Here is a 20,403-nt window from a genome sequence, read left to right as displayed (position 1 = left end):
ACTCGGACCCGAACGACACACCTGGAGACCAAGTGCAACCCGTCAAGATCGTGGACTTGTTCGCCGGCCCCGGCGGCCTCGATGTGGCGGCGGAAAAGCTCGGTATTCCGACGGTGGGCATCGAATGGGATGCATCGGCCTGTGAGACGCGGCGCGCCGCCGGACTGGAAACCGTGGAAGGCGACGTGCGCGACCACAAGCCTTCCGATTACCCGGATGCGAACGTTCTGGCCGGCGGTCCCCCCTGCCAGACCTTCACCGTCGCGGGAACCGGCGTCGGCCGTAAAGCTCTGGACGAAGTTCTGAGCTTCGTCAAGCGCATGCGCTCACGGGAGGACCGCGAAGAAATCGCCAAGGACTTGGCCGAGCTGAGCGACGAGCGCACCGGCCTGGTGCTGGAGCCTCTTCGTTGGGCGCTCGAGGCGATCGACGTCCGAAAGTCACCATACGACGCCATCGTTCTCGAACAGGTTCCCGCGGTGCTTCCCGTCTGGGAAGCCTACGCGGAAGCCTTGAGCGCCGAGGGGTACGCCGTCGACTGCGGCCAGTTGCGGACGGAGATGTACGGCGTTCCGCAAACGAGGAAACGCGCCGTTCTCATCGCACGCTTGGGCGTCGAATCGGTTCGTCTTCCAGTCCCGACTCATCGGCCCTACAGGAAGGGTGTTCCGCGGGATTGCGGTGACCTGCTTCTTGCGCCGTGGCGGACGATGACGGAAGCGCTCGATCGACGTGGTCCGTTCTCCGTCATCTCGAACTATGGCACGGGCGGCGATCCCAAGGCCCGCGGGCGGCGGTCCCATGACGAGCCCTCGGCGACCGTGACGGGCAAGATTTCCCGCAACAGGGTCGTTTCCGGGACCGGGGAAGAACTGCCCCGCTTCAGTATGTCGGAGGCCGGCCGCCTTCAAACCTTCCCTCGCGACTACCCATGGGCGGGGAAGGACGTCGGCCAACAGATCGGCAACGCCGTCCCGCCTCGTTTGGCAATGCACGTACTCGCCGCAGCGTTCGGATGGGATCCGCCCACCGAAGACATGCTGGAAAAACTCACGACCTGGAACGTCGCGGGCGTACCGGCTCCGAAGGCGCTGGAGAACGTGATGGTCGAGGGCATGGAATACGTGTGACCCCGGCGCTCGGCCTCGCCGGGTGAACGGACGTGGTCGCATCCATCGCTCCGTTCACCCGGCGGGGCGCTGCGGCACCCGCCGACCTCAGACGTCACGCCGGCCGAGGTCGGCTCCTCCCTGTTCGCCGCTCAGCCGTCGTGCAGGCTCCGGTGCGTCGGCTCCGCGCCCGGGTCGCCGGGCGGAAGGGGGGCGACCGTGGTCGGAGGGGCCGGGGAGACCAAGTCGTTGAAGAACGAGTAAGCGCCCGCGAAGGCGACGACCGCCAAGATGGTTCCCGCGGCGAACTTCTTGTTCTGCGTTCCGTCGCAGACGATGTAACCCAGGAAGCCGCCGACCAGAGCGACGACGATGGAACCGAGCAACAGCGTCATGACCCGAGGGCTGATGCCGTCGGCCGTGGTGGTGGCGATCACGGTGGTGACCAGAGTCGACATGGGCGTCCTTTTGCAGATGGACGAGTGATGGGGTGACGCGCCTGTCGTGTCGCGCGGGGTGCAGGCGCCTGTGCGCAGCCGGGAGTGTCGGCTCTGGCGTCGGGCCAGGTCGACTTGGATCATCGCCGACTGCTGTGCGGCTGATGCGTGCGCCGTCCGTGCTGCATTGGACGATCTCCATGGCGGCGCCGAGATCACTTGTCACAAGGCTTCCAGCTGCGTGCTCCCGTCGTTTGTCGTCGGCTCGTGCACGAACGAAGGCATGAGAAGTAGCGTCTTTGCCATCGATGGAACGGTTCGTACCCGAACTGCGTTCGGAGGCAAGACGTGTTGAAGGGTCCCGACGCTTCAGTGATGAACTCGGGACAACCTCGACTCGATGGCGCGGGTGCATGCCATCGCGAGGCCGCTGGGTTCTACCGGTCGTCGGACCTGCAATTCATGTCGACTGGTTGGCTCGCGGGTAGTGCATCATCTCCCTTCGGCGGCGAGGGATGCTGCCGGTTCGTCATCTCGGGTCGTGGCTTCATGGATCCCTTCGGCTAGCGCCTGACCGGGGATCCACGTATGGACGATAGGAGATCACGGTGATCGCGATCGCGCCATCGGCCCGATCCTGGGGCCGGGCATCACGAGGTTCCACCATAAACGGGCCGCCGCGCAAGCCGAGATCACGAATGTACAAGAAAATCACGTGTGCGCAGTGTCTGCCCCACTCGGTCGAATGTGGTGTTTCGAGGGTTTGAGGGGGCGCGTTCCTCGGTCGATGCATCTTCCGCATCAACCGCCTTGACATCCGTGCATCCGCGGGCGTACTCTCCGGCGAGTGCGGCTCGAGTTCGAGCCGCTTGTAACCCTTACCCGGATGCGCTTCACAGCCTGAAGGTGTGGGCCGCTACAACATGAATATTGTTCGGATGTGCTAGGGCCGCATTGATGTAGTCGTGTCAGCTGCGGGCTCTATATCGGCATGCCGAGATTGGCTGCAGTTGTCCCCGCGAGCCCGATCATCCGAACGATGAGAGCGTGATGGTCGGTCTGCGTCGACGATGGACGAAAGGCGACGGCTCAACATGGACACCACCCCTGCCGACGGTGGGCAATCCGTTCATCACAGCGAGCAACTGGAGAAGCTCGAAGAGTCCTTGAAGGACGCGTTGGCGATCGTCCAGGACACGCCTCGAGAAGATCTGAAGCCCCAAGAGTGGCTGGAGACCGCGGCTGCAGTAGGCGTGTGTCTCGCCCAATCACGTGAGGCTCTCGCCGAAGTGCGTCAAGAAGTCGTCGGAGGAGCCCGGGCGGCGCTCCTCCTGTACCTTCGCGGGCACCCGGGGGAGGAGGTCTCGCCCCACCAGCTGGAAGGTGTCGCGGCCATCAGGGCCTGGGCACGGCGTATCCGTGAACTTCGGCAAGTCGGGTGGGAGATCGAAACCCGCGGGAACGGCGCCGAGGCTCCGTATCGACTGTCGGCCTCCCACCTGGACGAGTCCGTGGCCTCGAGCGAAGAGACCATCGAGTCCGTGGGGGGCGGGAAGCCCGCGGAGAGATTGCTCGAATACCTTCTGCACATCAGCCCGTGGCCGGCCAGTCCGCAACAGCTGGAACGCGTCGCGAAGACACCGACCTGGCGACAGGAGCTTCGGGAACTGATCGACCAGGGGTGGTTGATCCAGTCACATGACGATGCTCCTGATGAGATCCTCCCAGGACATTACCGTCTGGCGAACCTGGAAGCGTAACGACCGAAAAAAATTTCGTTCGGTCGCCGTACCCTGTTTCAGTGCAGGGGCACCACGCCCGAGCATCACTCGTGTTCGCGAGGAGAACAATCAGTGACCAGTACGGACGAGTCCGAACGCGCCGCACACTCTGGTTGGTCGGGAAAAGACAGCCCCGTCGGTCAGGTCGTGCTCGCCCAATCCGAGGCTTGCCTGCGCTCCTATGAGGCCAACGCGGTCCTGATCGAGGAGCACGCGAACATCGAGACGTCCATCCGGGAGGGGGGTTACGGCCATCGGCAGTTGTACGAGCTGATTCAGAACGGGGCCGACGAGCTCAGAACCACCCGTAACGGGGTCATCCACGTGCTGCTCACGACAGACGCGCTGTACTGTGCCAACCGGGGGAACCCGATCACTCCGGAAGGTGCGCGCACCATCCTGGCCTCGCACCTGTCCCGTAAGCGCGGTGCGGAGATCGGGCGCTTCGGGGTCGGGTTCAAGTCCGTCCTCAGCGTCTCCGATCGTCCGTTCTTCTTCAGTCGCAGCGGCTCTTTCGTCTGGTCTGCGAGCCGTGCTCGGGAGCGCATTCTGGAACGCGTCCCCGATGCGGCGGGACCCACCCCCGTGCTCCGCATCGCCGAACCGCTCGATGCGGATGAGGAGCGTGCGAAAGATTCGATCCTCAACGAGCTGATGTCCTGGGCCGTCACGGTCATCAAGCTTCCGCTCCGCGAAGGCAGGTTCGCCGATCAACTGGGCGCTCAGCTACGGACATTTCCGTCGGTGTTCGCTGTGTTCTCTCCCCACGCCGGCCGCGTGATCCTCGAGGACCGTAGGAACATCTCGTACCGCAAGGAGATCGTCGTAGGAGGCGAAGGTCGCCGCCGGTCCCTCCAGGTCATCGAGAACGGGGTCGAGGCCGAACCTCTGGAGTGGTCGGTCTTCGAGAAGAACACCCCACTGTCCGACGACGCATGGGCTGATGCCGGTGAGTATCGGAACCGCGTCGAGGTTCCCATAGCCTGGGCCGTTCCGGACTCCGGCTGGCACAAGGAAGGGACTTTCTGGGCCTTCTTCCCGACGGAGTACCAGACCACCTTGAGCGGTGTCCTGAACGCGGCATGGAAGACCAATGAAGATCGTCAACACATTCTTCGAGGCAATGCCTTCAACGATGAGTTGATGAAGGAGTCCGCCCGGCTGGTCGTGGCCTCCCTGCCCGAGCTCGCCACGCCCGAAGATCCCGCGCGGCCCTTGGAACTGATGACCGCGCGTGGACGTGAGGTCCGGAACTGGGCGGATGAAATCCTCACCGACCTCGTTCGTGCGGAGGCGGCACGCAACCGCTCCCTGCCAGACCAGGACGGGGAGTACCAACTCCCTGAGGATGTACGCCTTCACCCGAAGGCGCCGTCGACCGATGCCGATGTTTGGCAGCGTTGGAAAGCTTGGGTCGAGCGGTGGGCCGCCTACCCTGGCCGCCCGGCCGAGTGGTGTCACCCATCAGTGGAGAGAACGGCGACACGACGGGCCCGCGCCGACATGTTGATCTCGGACTCTGGAAGCCGGGCCGCCACTGTTCAGGAGTGGCTGGAGGCATTGGTGACCGACGGTTCGGCCGCCGCATCGGCCGTCGCACTGTCGATCGTGGCGGAGATGGCCGCCGAACATCACCCTTACAAGGACGAGGCGCGGAAGTCGGCGGTTCTCCGAACAGCGGACGGCCGGCTGGTGCCCCCTCTGGAAGGGAAGGTGTTCCGTCGCACGGCGATGGACCCCCCTACCGAGGACACGGTCTACGTGGACCCGGAGTTGGAGGACGATCCCGCCGCCTCTCGATTCCTCGACATCCTCGGCATCAAGGAGGCGGATGCCTTCGGTCGCTTCGCCGCAGCGGTCTCCGGGGACCTCGCAGGCTACCGTGGACCGGATTGGGACCGGTTCTGGCTGCTCGCGAGACAGACCGGTGTCGAGCGCGCCGTCGAGTATCTGGTCGAGCGGGACGTGGTCGCAAGTCTCGAGATTCGTACTCGGGCCGGGACGTACGAACCGCTGAACGCCTGCCTGCTTCCCGGCACCGTCATCCTTCCCGGGAGCCCGGATGACGCCGAGTTCGTGGTGGACGAGGACTTCCATCACGATGACATGGAGATGTTGCGCCGACTGGGCATGTCCGACACGCCGATCCCGGAAGCGGACCCTTCGACGGCGGAGTGGTTCGGCGACTACAAGGCCGCGATGGTCGACAGGTACTACCGGACCCTGCCTGCGGGGGCCCGCAGGCCACAGCAGGGCAAGATCGTGGTGGAAGGCGCTCCTCTCGCCGGGCATCTCGGGCTTCTGTTCGACCTCACGCCGGCGGCGCGGTCCCGCTTCATTCAGAACCTGCCGCCCGAGGGCATGGTGACCAGGTGGACGGTCCAAGCGCTCACTCGTCCGGACGATCTGCCCCTGCCCGTACCGTCCCCTCTGGTATGGGCCATCGAGAAGACCGGCAGGGTCGCCACGTCGATGGGCGTACGTCGCATCGCCGATTGTGTCGGCCCCGGCTTGGCGGACCATGCTCGTGTGCTGCCCGTCGCGGACATCGACCTCGGCCTCGCACGTGCCCTCGGTCTCGCCAACACCTTGGAAGAGATCAAGGGAACTCTGTGGCTGTCGCTTCTCGACCGAGCTCTCGAGAGTGAGAGACACGTGGAGATCGGCGCCCTGTACGCGCTCGCCGTGACCCAGTTGAGCTCGCCTGCCAAGATTCGTTGTCGACAGGGAGAGAGCTGGACCGCCTGCCCTCCGGCGGAAGCCGTCGCGACAGCGGATCCCGGTCAGTACGAACGTCTCATGGCACGCGGCATAGCGGCTCTGCTCGTTCCTGAGACGAACGATGTCGCGCAGCTCGTGGACGCGTGGGGAATGAAGACCTTCGACGAGGTCTACGTCACGGAGATTCGTGCGTCGCCCCTCGGCGAGCCGATTCCCCTGGAGGACGTGTTCCCGCAGCTGAAGTTCGAGCCCGGGCGTCCGCTGCGAGGCCTCGTCCTGCAACGCTGCGAGACTTTGGACCAACTCGTTCGTACGCCCTCGGGTCAGACTTCGGAGCCCGTCCGCATCGGCCGGCGCGAGGAAACCGTCTACTGGCTCGATAGTCCCGATGACCTGGCGCTTCTCCAGGAGTTGAACGCCCTCCTGCGGCTGGGGCTCTCGGAGGAACGGCGTCGGGAGGTCCTTCGCCATCGCGAGGATCTCCAGCGCGACCGCCGGATCGTCGAGGTGCGAGCACTGCCGGACCTCAGGGACAAACTGGTGGCCATGCTCGGTGCCGACGTGCTCCGAGAACGGCTGCCGTACGGCCTGGTCGACGCGGTCGAGGCCGAGGAGGGACCGATCGACGACCGGACCGTCGCGGAGCTGACGCTCGCCGTGTACGGGGCGGGCGTCCTGCGCGAGTTCCGACAGCAACTGGAGGACCGAAACTTCCCCGTCCCGACCCAGATGGCCGGCAGCCATCAAGCGAAAGCGTTCGTGGCGGATCTCGGCTTCCCCGCCGAGTACGCCGGGTTCCGGCAACCCGCGCTCGCACCGGTTCTCACCGTGGAAGGACCTGTGCAGTTCCCGGCCTTGCACGACTACCAGGAGCTGATGGTCGGACGAATCATGGAGGTGCTGCTGAGCCGACCCGCCCTGCGCGGGATGCTCAGCCTGCCCACCGGAGCGGGCAAGACCCGAGTGGCCGTCGAGGCGATCATCCGCTGCCTGCGGTCGCTTTCGACCGAGGCCGTCTCCGTTCCCGTTCTGTGGGTGGCGCAGACAGAAGAACTCTGTGAGCAGGCGGTTCAGACGTGGCAGATGGTGTGGCGCCACACCGGACCGGCACGGCAGTTGACGATCAGCCGGCTGTGGGCCGCGAACGAGGCGGATCCCGTGGACGAGGGGCATCACCTCGTCATCGCCACCGACGCCAAGTTGGAAAGTGTGATCGAGGCCGAAGAGTACGCGTGGCTCCGCGAAGCACAGGTCGTCGTCGTGGACGAGGCGCACACATCGATCAGTCCGCGGTACACGCGGGTTCTCGGCGCGCTGGGACTCAACCCGCACCGATCGCGATGCCCCCTCGTCGGTCTGACCGCGACGCCTTTCCGCGGGACCAACACCGAAGAGTCCGACCGCCTGGTCGCCCGCTATGGCCGAAACCGGCTGGACCACCGGCGGGACGGCACGGAGATCCTGGGCGCAGACCCTTACGCCACCCTGCAGGAACTCGGTGTGCTGGCGCGCGTGAAGCACGAAGAGCTGCCGGGCTCCGACCTCGATTTGAGCGTGCAAGAGCGAGACTCGCTCGAACAGCTCCGTCGGCTGCCGCCATCGGCCGAAGAACGGCTCGGACACGACGCCGCCCGCAACCGTATTCTGATCGACAAGATCCTCGAGTTGCCGGACGACTGGCCGATCCTGCTGTTCGCCACGTCCGTCAACCACGCCCAGACCATGGCGGCGCTTCTCATCCGCAAGGGAGTTTCGGCCGCCGCCGTTTCGAGCGGTACCGATATCGGTCAACGTCGGCATGCGATCGAGCAGTTCCGGCAGGGCGGGATCCGCGTCCTGGCCAACTACAACGTTCTTTCCCAGGGTTTCGACGCGCCGGCGACACGGGCCGTCATCGTCGCCCGTCCGACGTACAGTCCCAACGTCTACCAGCAAATGATCGGGCGCGGCCTTCGCGGCCCGCTGAACGGCGGCAAGGAGGAGTGCCTCATCGTCAACGTCGCCGACAATATCGTCCAATACGGTGAAGAGCTCGCGTTCCGACAGTTCGAGTACCTCTGGAAGAGCCGATGACCGCACAGGTCCAGCTGACGGAACAGCAGCGACGGCTCGTCGAGGAACCTGCGGAGGCCCGCCTTCTGGTGACCGCTCCGGCGGGTTCGGGCAAGACGCTGTCCCTGATCCATCGCCTCGCCCACCTCATCGAGTACGAGGAACTCGAGCCGTCGGAAATTCTGGTCCTGAGCTTCTCCCGTGCGGCGGTCGGTGAAATCCGAAAGCGGCTCGCCGCCTTCGGAAGCGCCGCCGCGCATGTCGGCGTCCAGACGTTCGACTCCTTCGCCACCGGGCTGCTGTCCGAGGTCGCCCCGGAAGGCCCCTGGCAGCGACAAGGGTTCGAGCCGCGGATCCACGAGGCGACCCGGCTGATCAGGGAAGACTCGGACGTCGAAGAGGTCATCGGTGATCTCCGTCATCTCGTCGTCGACGAGGTCCAAGATCTCGTCGGTGATCGCGCCGAGCTCGTCCTGGCGCTGTTGGACACCGACGTGGAAGGCTTCACTCTGCTGGGCGATCCAGCCCAGGGCATCTACGGTTTCCAACTCGAGGACCCGCGGCAGCGCCTGGAGGGCGCTGCTCGGCTGTACGCAGAGGTGCGCGAACGCTTCGAGGGTGATCTGCAGGAGGTCTCGCTCACTGGCAACTTCCGTGCTCGTGAGCCGGAGGCCGAGGCGGCGCTCGCCTTCGGCGATGGGCTGGGACTCGTGAACGCTCCCTTCGGCGAAATCCAACGAAACCTGCGCAGTGTGCTCATGGCGGGGGACTCCCTGGGAACACTCGAGCAGGCCGCTCCCGTCATGGCCCGCATGGCGGGGACGACGGCGGTGCTGTGCAGATCGAACGACCAAGTCCTTCTGGTCTCACGGCGGCTGTACGACCTCGGGGTCCGGCATCGCGTCCAACGGTCGGCGCGTACCGACGTCATCCCCGCATGGGTCGGATCGCTCTACCGAGAAATCGATTCCAAACAGCCGAAGAAAAGCGAGGTTCTTGAGATTTTCAGGAATTTCGAGGTGGACCCGGAATCTTCCTGGGAGCTCCTTCGGCGCATGGGGCCGAGGCGCCGAGACGAAACCCTGGATCTTTCCGCCATTCGGAATCGCCTGTATCGCGGAGACGTTCCCGGTGAACTCACGGAACAAGGTTTTGAAGGGATCGTCGTCTCCACCGTCCACAAGGCGAAGGGACTCGAATTCGATCAGGTCGTCGTCCTGGACCCGGGAGACGCACCCGAGGACGACATGATCGAGCAGGCCGAGCGTGCCCGCCTGCTCTATGTGGCGATGACGCGGCCGCGTGACCTTCTGATCCATGTCAAGCCCGTCACCGGGGCGACGACCGGTCGCCTGCGGAAGCAACGGGACGGGCGGTGGGCCGAGCTGGGATTCAAAGCCGGGCGAAATCTCGGGATTGAGATCCGTGCGGAAGACGTCGACCCGGAGAACCCTCCGGGCACCCTCGGCTTCCAGGACGACCCGAAAAGTATTCAGAACTACCTGGCGACGGGCGTTCGAGCGGGTGATCCCGTCACGCTGGTTCGGCTTCCGGTGGAATCTTCCGGTGGCTTCGCCGGTTACGCCGTTGACCACGAGGGTCGGCGCATCGGTGTGACCACCGAGTCCTTCGAAAGGATGTTGAGAGCGCACCTGCCCGGCCGTGACCGCAGAGTTCCCTTTGCGATCAAAAATCTTCGAGTGGACACAGTGGAGACCGTGGTCGGCCGTGAAGCGGCCGGCCGCAATGCCGGTCTCGGCTGGTCGGGCGTCTGGCTTCGGCCGCGGATCATGGGCTTGGGCGTTTTCGACTGGATCGGAGAGGGCTCGTGAGGTTGGACAGGCACTATGCGTTCCGCCACGAGTTGGTCACCCGGTTGGAACGTGACTTGGTAGGGCCGACCGGCGGCGCCGAAGAAACGATCACTGATCCGCCCATCACCAAGTACGCCGCCGGAATCCTCTTCCCAAGGTCCCAGGACAGCGTCGCCGACACCAATCCGCTGGACGAAGAGCCGGAGAACAGGCACGCGGCCGATGTCGTGGACCCGGCCGTGGCCATGGCCAACGTGCGCTACCCGTCCTCCATGGGCATGACCTTCTCCGTCGACCTCACGGTTGCGGAGACGATCGTGGTCGAGGTGGAGGCCGCACGCTATGTGCCCGATTCGCCGCTGAAGGGCCGACGCGGTCGGACCGGTTCCGTGGCTGCGGAGTCGTGGCGGCGCACCGGTCTCGAGGTCGAACCCTGTCGCATCGATGTCTCCCGCACGGGCCGGCGGCGGATCGGGTTGGCCGAAAATCTCGAACTCTTCGTTCGAGTGCGGGCGGCGAACGCCGACGGGGTCGCGGCCGTCACGCTGGCCTTGCTCAACCGAAATGAAGCATCGCGTTCCACCGGGGGCCGAGACGCGCTCGCCTTCTTCCAGCCGCGTATCACGGTCCGCTCCGCGGACGGATCGTCCCCGTTCGTGGAACGGCCGGTGCCCGGGGCCGCGGACACGGACGAGGAGCTCACCGCCTACCGACTTCTCTACGGGCACGCGCCGAACTTCGCCACCGGCCATGGCTGTGCGGTGGAATGGGAGTCCGTCGAGGTCGCCGTCAACGACGTGGCCACGGCTCCCACGACACGATGGATTCGAACGACCTTCGTGCCCGCCCATGATCTTCGGTCGGCCGATTCCAACCCGGAAGTCGATACCGCTCGCCTCGGCATGCATCGGCTCGCGACCGCGTCCGACGACGAGGTCATCGCCGCGTTGAGGACGCTGACATCGGGCTATCGCGCATGGATAGAGCGCAGGACCGGTCAGCTCGAAGATATCTCGCACGAGGATTTGCGCAGGACGGCCGCCGAGCACCTGCGACGTTGCACAGAAGCCTGCGATCGTATGGACGCGGGAATCGAGACGCTCGCGGATTCCTCGGACCCGGCTCCCATGGAAGCGTTCCGGCTCGCGAACCGGGCCATGGCGATGCAGCGTGCTCGAACGGACTGGCTGAGGACCGCGAACCGGAATTCGACACCGCCGGACGAGACGACCGCCACCTGGCGCCCGTTCCAGATCGCCTTCTTCCTCCTCTCGCTCCGGGGGGTCGCGGATCGAGAGTCGGACGACCGTGGTATCGCCGACGTGCTGTGGTTCCCGACCGGCGGTGGCAAGACCGAGGCCTATCTGGGGCTGATCGCCTTCGCCGCGTTCCTCAGGCGGTTGCGCGATCCGCGGAACGGCGGCGGGGTCACCGTGCTGATGCGATACACCCTTCGCCTTCTGACGGTCCAGCAGTTCGAGCGTGCCGCGCTCCTCATGTGCTGTATGGAGCGACTCCGCCGGGAAGCGGCCGGCCGCCTCGGTTCGAGCGAAATCTCCATCGGCATGTGGGTGGGGCGTGGCTCGACCCCCAACACCTTGGACGAGGCCAAGCGGTCTCTGCGGAAGCTCGGCAAGAGGGAGGAGGTGCAGGAGCAGAACCCGGTCCAGCTTCGGTCATGCTGCTGGTGCGGTACCGCTCTCGACCACTATGACTACAGGATCGAGGGCGACCGGCTGGTGATCGCCTGCGGCACGGCCGACTGCGACTTCGCCGAAGGGCTTCCGGTCCACGTGGTCGACGAGACCATCTATGCCGCACGCCCGACTCTGATCATCGCCACGTCGGACAAGTTCGCGGGGCTTCCCTGGAAACCCGAGATCGGCGACCTCTTCAATCACTTCAGCTCCGAACCGCCGCCCGAACTGATCATTCAGGACGAGCTGCATCTCATATCCGGGCCCCTGGGCACGCTGGCGGGCCTCTACGAGACCGCGATCGACCTGATCGGCGATCGCCCCAAGATCGTCGCGTCGACGGCCACGGTACGCCGGGCCGCCCATCAGGGCCTCGCGCTGTTCGACCGCCGGGTGGAGCAGTTCCCACCGCCCGGGCTGGACGCTCGAGATTCCTACTTCTCGGTGGAGACACCGCCGTCCTTGAAGGCGAGCAGGCTGTATGTGGGGCTCATGGCGCCCGCCACCAGTCAGACCAGTCTGATGGTGCGGACGTACGCTGCTCTGCTTCATCATGCCCAAGCGATCGAGGGAGCCGACGATGTGCGGGACGCCTATTGGACGCTCCTCGGATACTTCAACAGCCTCAGACTGCTCGGCGGTGCCAAGCTTCAGATCCAGGACGACGTCAACGATCGTCTCGACCTCCTCAGCGAAAGCCTCGGCCAGAAGCGACGAGACATCGGCCGTGACATCGAGTTGACCAGTCGGGAACCGTCGAGCGCGATTCCGGGTCACCTCCAGGACATGGCCAAGCCTTACCCGGACGCGCTGGGCGTGATCCTCGCCACGAACATGATCTCCGTGGGGGTCGACGTGGACCGCCTGGGCCTGATGGTCGTGATGGGGCAGCCCCAGTCCACCTCCGAATACATCCAGGCGACCAGCAGGGTCGGCCGGAAATGGCCTGGACTGGTGGTCACTCTGTTCAACGGTGCGCGCTCCAGGGACCGATCGCACTATGAGAACTTCGCCTCCTATCATTCGGCCCTTTATCGACAGGTCGAGGCGACCAGCGTGACGCCGTTCTCGGCGCGCGCTCGCGACCGTGGTCTGCACGCCACCGTCGTGGGGTTGGCCCGCTTGATGATTCCGATGGCCCGCCCGAACGAGGCGGCCGCGCACATCGCCGACTTCGAGGACGAACTCGGCCCCATCTGCGACCGGATCCTGGACCGCGTGGAACGCGTCGCCGGCCGGGCCGAGCGGAACATGACGGATCGGCAGCTCAAAGAGATCATCGCCCAGTGGCACGAGGCGGTCGACGAGAACCCGACGCTCGCGTACGGCACCTATCGGCAACCCGGCCTCCTGGTCGACGCGGGCCGTTGGGACGAGTCGGACGATGCGACCGCCTCCGGCTTCGCGACGCTGTGGAGCCTTCGGGACGTCGACGTGGAGTCGTCCCTCTACCTGGACAGGGGGGCGCGGTGAAGGGGAAGCCCATCGGGGGTGTCCGGCGAGCCCAGCTCATCACGACCTATGGGGTCGGTTCGCTGATCGCGGTCGGCGGCGAGTCGTTCATGGTGGCCGGGCTCGACCGCTGGCCCGAAGTCGGCCCCTTCGACCAGATCGTCCATGAGCCTCGGCTGCAAAAAGAGTTCGGAGTGCGAGGCTTCCGGCTGCCGCCGGCGTCCGACAACGACAAGTACGGGGACGTCCCCGTCATTCGCTTCCCGGAGATTCTTTCCTGCCCGGAATGCAATCGACTGGCAAAGGCCAAGTTCTTCGGTGCGTCCCGAAGCCCGGCGAAGTGCAGGGAGTGCGATCGCGAACTGGTGCCGTCCCGGTTCGTCGTCTGCTGCGCCGCTGGCCACATCGACGACTTTCCCTACTTCCGCTGGCTTCACAAGGGCGGCGACGTAACGGGGGGCGAAGGGCGACGGCACGAAATGAAGCTGAAGGCCACGGGCCGCAGTGCTTCACTCGGTGACATCGAGATTTCCTGTTCCTGCGGTGTGCGCCCGGTCACCATGGAGGGCGCCCTGAGCAAGGGGGCTCTGAAGGGCATCAGCACATGCACGGGGCGGCGCCCCTGGCTCGGTGACGTACCGGCGGAAGATTGCGCGGAACAACCGCGGGCGATGCAGCGAGGAGCGTCCGGCGTGTGGTTCTCCGACGTGCGTTCCGCGCTGTCGATCCCGCCTTGGTCCGAGGGCGTCCAGAGGCTGGTGGAGCGCCACTGGAGATCTCTCAGGAAAGCGCCGGACCTGCGCGACCGCCTCGAAGAGCTGGAGCTCGACCGACACCGGCTGTTCGGCGTCGAAGAGATCATGCAGGCCGTGGAGCGACGCCGCGAGATGGAGGCCGGTCACCTGGACACCTCCGATGGGGCTTTGAAAAACGACGAGTACCAGGCTCTGACCAGGCCTACCGAAGAAAAAGGGGGCAAACAGGACTTCGTCTGCGTCCCCTGGGAGGAGGACGACGCCGTCGCGGCGGAACTCGCGATCGACAAGGTGATGCGGGTCAAACGGCTGCGGGAGGTGCGCGTTCTCACCGGGTTCACCCGCCTGGCCGCGCCCGGCTCGGCGAATCCCACGGGCTCGGCGGCGCTCTACGCGACCGAGAACCGTCCCGACTGGTTGCCCGCGATCGAAGTCATCGGCGAGGGCGTCTTCCTCAGGTTGGACGCCGGTCGACTCACGGAGTGGGAATCGCGTCCCGGAGTTCGGGCGCGCCTGGCCCCCATCGACACCGCTTACCGTGAGCGTTTCGAGCGGCTCGGCCGCGCCGCCGACAGAGAGATCACGCCCAGACTCGTCATGATCCACACGTTGGCGCACGCGATCATCAACGAATGGAGTCTGGACTCGGGGTACCCAACGGCCTCGCTGCGCGAGCGCCTGTACGTGTCCGACGGAATGTCCGGCTTCTTGATCTATACGGCCACCAGCGACTCCGCCGGAAGTCTGGGAGGCATCGTTGCGCAGGTCGAGTCGGGGCAACTGGCCTCGTCGGTGGGCCGGGCCATCGATCGGATGTCCTGGTGTTCCGCCGACCCTTTGTGCATCGAATCGGACAGCGGCGGTGTCGACAACCTGAACCGTGCCGCCTGTCACTCGTGCGTCCTTCTCCCGGAGACGAGTTGTGAAGAGTTCAATACCCTGCTCGACCGCGGCCTGATGGTGGGCACGCCCGAGGCCCCTGATCTGGGCTTCTTCTCCGTCGAATGATCTCTGACCGCCGATCCCGGGCGCCCGGCGCCTCGCGGCGGACGAGGGTGCGGAGGCCGACCGCGACGCCGAGCGCGCGCCACGCGAGCAGCACGTCGTGCAGCGCGCGGAACCGGCCGGGCAGCCGGTCCGCCGGGAACGCGACGGGGAGAACAGCAGGACGAAGAACACCGGCACCTGGCGGACGGGCCGGACCAGCACCGCCAGCACGTACCCGACGGACGCGGCGGTGACCGTCACGAGCGGCGCGGCGCCGGCCGGCAGCGGCCGGCGGACCGACAGGTCCAGGTCGAAGCGCAGCCGCACCACCGGGTAGGCGTCCTTCGAGGGTGGCCGGGGCGAGCGCGTACCCGTCGAGGGCGCCCCGCTCCCGGTGGGACGACGCCCACACGACGGGGGCCGCCGCGGCGTCGGGCGGGACGGTGAGCAGGACACGCCGCCCGGTGCGGACGCGGCGCCGCACCGGGACGGGTACGGCCGCCGCGGGCTCCGACGGGTCCGGGCCGTCCGGCGCGAGGTGCAGCTCCAGACGCAGCCCGTCGCCGCCTGGCCGACCCCGCCCGGCGGCCCGGCCGCGCTGCGCGCGACGAGGTCATCCGGAGGCGGAATGCCGCGGCCAGGCGGGAGGGCTGACGCCCGCGACGCCCGCGGCGTCCGCGTAGCGGCGGGCGAGGCGCGCGAAGGCGTCCCGCAGCTCCGCCGGGCCGACGACCTCGATGTCCGCGTCGAACCGCCCGACCGCCGCGGCCAGGCCCGTCCACGACCACGACCCGAGGACCAGGCGGCAGCGGTCCGGCCCGAGCGCCTCGACGACCCCGTCCGGGGCGAACGGGGACACCTCCCCGGCCGGCAGGTCCAGGACCACCTCGCCCCGGCACGGCCAGTCGTCCGCGCCGCCCCGGAACCGCTCGGTGACGAACGCGGCGACGTCGTCCGCGGGCAGCTCGCGCGGCGCGAAGCGGGGGCCGGTGGGGACGCGCGGGACGATCCGGTCCGCGCGGAAGGTGCGCCAGTCGTCCCGGTCGAGGTCCCAGGCGACGAGGTACCAGCGGCCGCCCCACGTCACCAGATGGTGCGGCTCCACCCGGCGCGTCGCGTCGCGGTAGCCGAACCGGAGCACCTCGCGCGCCCGGACGGCGGCGCCGACCGCCGCGAGCACCCCGCCGTCGGCCCGCGGACGCCCCGGCGGCTCGACGGCCGTGACCCGCAGCGTGTCCACCCGGTACCGCAACCGGGCCGGCATCACCTGCCGGACGGTCGCCAGCGCGCGCGCCGCCGCCTCCTCGATCCCCGCGCCGCTCGTGACGGCCGTCTGCAGCGCGACGGCGAGGGCGACGGCCTGCTCGTCGTCGAACAGCAGCGGGGGCAGCTCCGCGCCCGCGTCCAGCCGGTACCCGCCGTCCGGCCCCTTGACCGCGACGACCGGGTACCCGAGCTCGCGCAGCCGGTCGACGTCCCGGCGCACCGTCCGCGGGCTGATGTCCAGCCGCTCCGCCAGCAGCGCCCCCGGCCAGTCCCGGCGCGTCTGCAGCAGCGAGAGCAGCGCCAGCAGCCGCGCCGAAGTTTTCTGCATGTCCGCCATTCTCCCGCAAGTAGCGGCCACACCCTGTCCGCTACCGCTGCCACTGTGGGACGCGAACCGAACGACCAAGGAGCCGAATATGCCGGTCAAGGCAGTGACCCACCTCAACTTCCGCGGCGACGCCCGCGCGGCGCTCACCTTCTACCAGTCCGTGTTCGGCGGCGACCTCGCCGTCGTCACGTACAAGGACACCGGCAACGTCCAGGACGAGGCCGACGCCGACAACGTCACGTGGGGCCAGGTGGACGCCGACAACGGCTTCCGGGTGATGGCCTACGACGTGCCGTCCGCCCAGCCGTGGAACCCGGGGGAGAACGCGTTCTTCGTCTCGGTCCGCGGCGACGACGCCGATGAGATCACCGCGTACTGGGACAAGCTCGCCGACGGCGCGACCGTCGTCCAGCCGCTCGGCCCGGCGCAGTGGGCGCCCCTCTACGGGATGCTCAAGGACCGCTTCGGCGTCACCTGGGTGCTCGACATCGTCAGCGAGTACGCCGCGTCCTGATCGAACCCCGCCCGCCGTCCACCGGACGGCGGGCGGACCGCCCCCGAGAACACGAGGCCGCAGATGACCGTCCTGGACGACCGGGCCCTCAACCGCGCGACGCTCGCCCGGCAGCTCCTCCTCGAACGCGCCGACCTGCCGGCGCCCGACGCGATCGCGCACCTCTGCGGCCTCCAGGCCCAGGAGCCGCAGGAACCGTTCACCGGCCTCTGGACCCGGCTGCGCGCGTTCGACCCGGCGAACCTCTCGACCGCCCTCACCGCCCGCGCCGCCGTCCGCATGCACCTCATGCGCCGGACCGTCCACCTCGTCACCGCCGCCGACGCCCTCGCCTGGCGCGCCCGGCACCACGCGATGCTGCGGCAGCGCGTCCTCGGCGTCTACCGCCGCGAGCTCGCCGACACCGACCTGGACGACCTCGCCGCCGCGGGCCGCGCGGTGCTGGCGGACGGACGCGCCCGCACGACGACCGAACTCGTGCAGGCCCTCGACCGTCCGGTGCCGTCCCGCCGCGCGATCGGCGAGATGCTGGTCGCCGCGCTCGTCCCGGTGGTGCAGGCGCCCCCGCGCGGGTTGTGGCGCACCAAGGCGGGCGTCCGCAACGTGAGCGTCGCGTCCTGGCTCGGCCGCGACATCGACCCGCTGCCGACCGACCCCGCGGACCCGGTCGGGCAGGCGCTCGTCCGCCGCTACCTCGCCGCGTTCGGCCCCGCGTCCACGTCCGACCTCCGCGCCTGGTCCGGCCTCGCCGGGCTGCCCGCCGCCGTCAAGGCCGTCCGCGGCGAGCTCGTCGCCTTCCGGGACGGCCGGGGCCGCGAGCTGCTCGACCTCCCGGACGCCCCGCGCCCCGACCCGGACACCCCCGCCCCCGTCCGCTTCCTCCCGGCGTTCGACAACGCGATCCTCGGCTACCACGACCGCGGCCGCATCATCGACGACGCGCACCGCGGCATCTCGGTCGCCGGCGAGCGCGCCGTCCTCGTCGACGGCCGCGTCGCCGCCACCTGGGCCCTCGACGGGGACACCGTCACCGTGACCCCGCTGCGCCGCCTCCCCGCGCCCGACCGGACGGCCGTCCTCGAAGAAGCCGAGCACCTGGCGTCCTTCCTCACCGACTGCGACTCCCAGCGCGCCCGCCTGGCCGACTGACGAACGGCGATCTACGAAAACCTGTAGTGACCGAGGTAGATATTCGCGCCCGCATCGGGTACGGTATGTGTCATCGAAGAGAGACAAGTCCAAGAGAAGCGGCAGAGGACGAACTGCCGGCAGGTTTGGATGGAACAGGCCGAGCGTGCCGGGGCCAGCGCAGTGGAAGGGGCTCCGGCACCCGGTCCGACCGGCGGCCACCGGGTCGCCGGAACAAGAGGAACACGCAGTACCGGAAGTGATGTCGAGGAAAGGAGGGTCCGGCGCCATCGGGATCGCCCGCAGCAGGCTCCAGTCACGCCGCTCGGGTACCGCAGTTCCACAGATTGGACGGTGGTCTACGGTCACGCATCCGCGATCCCTGCGCACCCGTCCCGGTCGGGACGGCTGACGCGGAAGACCCGCCCTTCGGGGCCGGGTAGATGGTGTTGTACCTCTGGGCCCCGGCGCCGCAATCGGCGCCGGGGCCCCCGTTGCGTTTCCCGACCGGCAGTTCCCCGAGCAGTACGGAAGGTTTTGTGAGAGCACCCCGGCCGGCCCGGACCGGCGACCAGCACGCCCCGCACGGGGCCGACCCCGACGACGGGCTCGAAGACAAGCTCGACGACGACGACTACCCGGCCTACAGCATGGGCCGCGCCGCCGAGATGCTCGGCGTGACCCCGGCCTTCCTGCGCAGCCTCGACACCGCCAAGCTGTTCGTGCCGCAGCGGTCCGCCGGCGGCCACCGCCGCTACTCCCGCTACCAGCTCCGCCTGGCCCAGCGCGCCCGCGACCTGGTCGACCAGGGCACCCCGCTGGACGCGGCCTGCCGCATCATCATCCTCGAAGACCAGCTCGCCGAAGCCCAGCGCATCAACGCCCGGCTCCAGCGGGACCGCCGCCCCGAGTAGACCCGCCGCCCCCGGACGTCCCCAGGGGCGGCGTCGCCTATCTTGAAGGGGTAGGGCTTCCGACTCAGGAGACGATCACCATGGGCGGAGGGGCGCCCGAAGTATGGATCTCCGCGGCCGACGGCTGCGACATGGTCCGTGCCGACGCGATCGTGATGTTCCGGATGGACGGCACCGGCCGGCTGACCGCCCAGCTCCGCGACGAGGCGAAGGTCAGCGTGACCCTGCTGGAAGGCTCGTCCGGGAGCGGCCACCCGCCCCCCGACTTCCACCGCCGCCTGGCCCGGGCCGTCGCCGAACTCGCGGACTCGAGCGGCGCGCACCTCATCCGCGCGGAACACGAGGACGGCACCTGGAGCTGGACCGCCGAGGCCCTCTGACTTTGCCGCCCATTGCCCGCGCGAGGCGTAGCGTCGGTAGTGCCGCGGGGTCGAACTCCGCCCGTCCGCGACCAGCCCCGCGGCCGGAGGGCACCATGTCCACGACCCAAGGCCACATCGACATCCACCCGACGGTCGTCCTGTCCGTCGTGCGCGGACCCGAATACACCGTCGTCGCCCTGCAAGGGGATCTCGACCTGGAGACCGCGCCCGCCCTCCACGAGGAACTGCTGGCGCTCATGGACTCCGACCACAAGACCGTCGTCCTCGACCTGGCCCACCTGGGCTTCTGCGACGCCGCCGGCCTGTCCGCCCTGATCAGTGCCTCGCACCGCGCACTGGCCCGGGGCGTCTCGATGCGCCTCGCCGCCCCCCGCCCCCGGGTCGCCGACGTCCTCGCCGCCACCGCCCCCGAACACGGCCTCCGCCCCTACCCGTCCCTCCCCCGAGCCCTCCACCACCCCCTACCCCCACCCCTCCAACCCGCCCTCTGACACCGCCGCCCGGACGCCACCGGCACGTCGACCATTAGACATGTCTCTCCAACCGGAGACTTTTCTCCATACTCCGGGGCTTGCATGATGCGCTTTTGCAGTCGAGTTCCCGGAGAGGCGCATGGCCCACAACGCGAGCTGTGCAAACGCCAGGAAACCCGGTTGCAAATGCCCATGCGGTGGCGCCAGGCACGGTTGCCAGGGGGCCTTTCGGCTTGCGGACGGAGCCCTCCAAGACGTCCTGTCGTACCGGGAGGAGCGAGAACGCGACTGGGATAAGAGGCCGGACAAACTGAACCTTTTCCAGCAGCGTCCGACGGTGCGTGATCACATCATGATCGCGGGCGGTGTGGCGGGCCCTGGAACGTAAAGAAGCCCTGGTAGGACGGGTGGTCTCTCACCCCCGCCCGATCCCACCAGAGGCTTCACATGCTTTTCTACCGTTCTTCGCTGCCGTTGTCGCGTCAGACGCTGCAGTACGTGACCGGGGTCGTCGGCCGCCACCGCAAGCAGGCCGGCAGCAAGGGCCGGGCACTGACGGCGGGCATGCAGGCGCTGATGACGCTGGCGTACT

Annotated in this window: 14 protein-coding genes; 12 read left to right on the top strand and 2 right to left on the bottom strand. The window is 67.7% G+C overall.

The window, feature by feature from the left end:
• Positions 1-32 precede the first annotated feature (32 nt).
• Positions 33-1,130, top strand: coding sequence for a DNA cytosine methyltransferase (locus H505_RS0118025; RefSeq protein WP_026403114.1), 1,098 nt, complete (start codon positions 33-35; stop codon positions 1,128-1,130).
• 131 nt (positions 1,131-1,261) lie between these two features.
• Here H505_RS0118025 and H505_RS0118020 read toward each other — a convergent pair whose 3' ends face one another.
• Positions 1,262-1,567 carry a hypothetical protein gene (locus H505_RS0118020; RefSeq protein WP_026403113.1) on the bottom strand — a complete coding sequence of 102 codons (306 nt, stop codon included), beginning with the start codon at positions 1,565-1,567 and terminating at the stop codon, positions 1,262-1,264.
• A 1,073-nt stretch (positions 1,568-2,640) separates the two neighbouring features.
• Here H505_RS0118020 and H505_RS0118015 point away from each other — a divergent pair.
• From H505_RS0118015 to H505_RS0117990, 6 genes are all read left to right on the top strand, one after another.
• Positions 2,641-3,306 (top strand): hypothetical protein, encoded by a 666-nt coding sequence (locus H505_RS0118015; RefSeq protein ID WP_157433043.1) that lies wholly within the window; start codon positions 2,641-2,643, stop codon positions 3,304-3,306.
• A gap of 93 nt (positions 3,307-3,399) precedes the next feature.
• A complete protein-coding gene (locus H505_RS0118010; protein WP_034518486.1) occupies positions 3,400-8,121 on the top strand; it encodes a DEAD/DEAH box helicase in 4,722 nt (1,573 codons plus the stop codon).
• The gene (locus tag H505_RS0118005; protein ID WP_026403110.1) at positions 8,118-9,932 is read left to right on the top strand and encodes an ATP-dependent helicase; all 1,815 of its coding nucleotides are present in this window, start codon (positions 8,118-8,120) and stop codon (positions 9,930-9,932) included. Before H505_RS0118010 ends, H505_RS0118005 begins: the two co-directional genes overlap by 4 nt.
• Entirely contained in the window at positions 9,929-13,084 is a 3,156-nt protein-coding gene (locus tag H505_RS0118000) for a helicase-related protein (protein ID WP_034518484.1), read from the top strand. The genes H505_RS0118005 and H505_RS0118000 overlap by 4 nt, the downstream gene beginning before the upstream one ends.
• A complete protein-coding gene (gene drmB / locus H505_RS0117995) occupies positions 13,081-14,826 on the top strand; it encodes a DUF1998 domain-containing protein (protein ID WP_051300833.1) in 1,746 nt (581 codons plus the stop codon). Before H505_RS0118000 ends, drmB begins: the two co-directional genes overlap by 4 nt.
• A 97-nt stretch (positions 14,827-14,923) precedes the next feature.
• Complete coding sequence (locus H505_RS0117990; RefSeq protein ID WP_026403107.1) at positions 14,924-15,142, top strand: hypothetical protein; 219 nt, start codon at positions 14,924-14,926, stop codon at positions 15,140-15,142.
• Positions 15,143-15,418: 276 nt separating this feature from the next.
• Here the strand turns inward: H505_RS0117990 and H505_RS42630 are convergent, their stop codons facing one another.
• Positions 15,419-16,399 (bottom strand): helix-turn-helix transcriptional regulator, encoded by a 981-nt coding sequence (locus H505_RS42630; protein WP_051300860.1) that lies wholly within the window; start codon positions 16,397-16,399, stop codon positions 15,419-15,421.
• An 88-nt stretch (positions 16,400-16,487) separates the two neighbouring features.
• Here H505_RS42630 and H505_RS0117980 point away from each other — a divergent pair, with 88 nt between their 5' ends.
• The 5 genes from H505_RS0117980 (at position 16,488) to H505_RS50610 (ending at position 19,829) form a co-directional block, all read left to right on the top strand.
• A complete protein-coding gene (locus H505_RS0117980) occupies positions 16,488-16,913 on the top strand; it encodes a VOC family protein (protein ID WP_026403106.1) in 426 nt (141 codons plus the stop codon).
• Between the two features lie 63 nt (positions 16,914-16,976).
• Positions 16,977-18,062: a winged helix DNA-binding domain-containing protein gene (locus H505_RS0117975; RefSeq protein ID WP_026403105.1), complete on the top strand. Its 1,086-nt coding sequence runs from the start codon at positions 16,977-16,979 to the stop codon at positions 18,060-18,062.
• 629 nt (positions 18,063-18,691) lie between these two features.
• Positions 18,692-18,955, top strand: a complete 264-nt coding sequence (locus H505_RS49920; protein WP_125620504.1) for a MerR family transcriptional regulator — start codon at positions 18,692-18,694, stop codon at positions 18,953-18,955.
• 80 nt (positions 18,956-19,035) lie between these two features.
• The gene (locus H505_RS50615; RefSeq protein WP_026403103.1) at positions 19,036-19,335 is read left to right on the top strand and encodes a hypothetical protein; all 300 of its coding nucleotides are present in this window, start codon (positions 19,036-19,038) and stop codon (positions 19,333-19,335) included.
• A gap of 95 nt (positions 19,336-19,430) precedes the next feature.
• On the top strand, positions 19,431-19,829 hold the full coding sequence (locus H505_RS50610; protein WP_051300832.1) for an STAS domain-containing protein: 399 nt from the start codon (positions 19,431-19,433) through the stop codon (positions 19,827-19,829).
• Positions 19,830-20,403: the final 574 nt, after the last annotated feature.

The sequence above is a fragment of the Actinomadura rifamycini DSM 43936 genome (genome assembly GCF_000425065.1).
Lineage (GTDB): Bacteria > Actinomycetota > Actinomycetes > Streptosporangiales > Streptosporangiaceae > Spirillospora > Spirillospora rifamycini.
The sequence above is the reverse complement of the archived record's forward strand: the minus strand, read 5'-3'. Positions and strand labels throughout refer to the sequence as shown.

Bases quoted from the DNA above. Each gene is read 5' to 3' on its own strand.
- H505_RS0118020 (WP_026403113.1), bottom strand. From the start codon at position 1,567: ATGTCGACTCTGGTCACCACCGTGATCGCCACCACCACGGCCGACGGC.
- H505_RS0118015 (WP_157433043.1), top strand. From the start codon at position 2,641: ATGGACACCACCCCTGCCGACGGTGGGCAATCCGTTCATCACAGCGAG.
- H505_RS0118005 (WP_026403110.1), top strand. From the start codon at position 8,118: ATGACCGCACAGGTCCAGCTGACGGAACAGCAGCGACGGCTCGTCGAG.
- H505_RS42630 (WP_051300860.1), bottom strand. From the start codon at position 16,399: ATGCAGAAAACTTCGGCGCGGCTGCTGGCGCTGCTCTCGCTGCTGCAG.
- H505_RS0117980 (WP_026403106.1), top strand. From the start codon at position 16,488: ATGCCGGTCAAGGCAGTGACCCACCTCAACTTCCGCGGCGACGCCCGC.
- H505_RS0117975 (WP_026403105.1), top strand. From the start codon at position 16,977: ATGACCGTCCTGGACGACCGGGCCCTCAACCGCGCGACGCTCGCCCGG.
- H505_RS49920 (WP_125620504.1), top strand. From the start codon at position 18,692: ATGGGCCGCGCCGCCGAGATGCTCGGCGTGACCCCGGCCTTCCTGCGC.
- H505_RS50615 (WP_026403103.1), top strand. From the start codon at position 19,036: ATGGGCGGAGGGGCGCCCGAAGTATGGATCTCCGCGGCCGACGGCTGC.
- H505_RS50610 (WP_051300832.1), top strand. From the start codon at position 19,431: ATGTCCACGACCCAAGGCCACATCGACATCCACCCGACGGTCGTCCTG.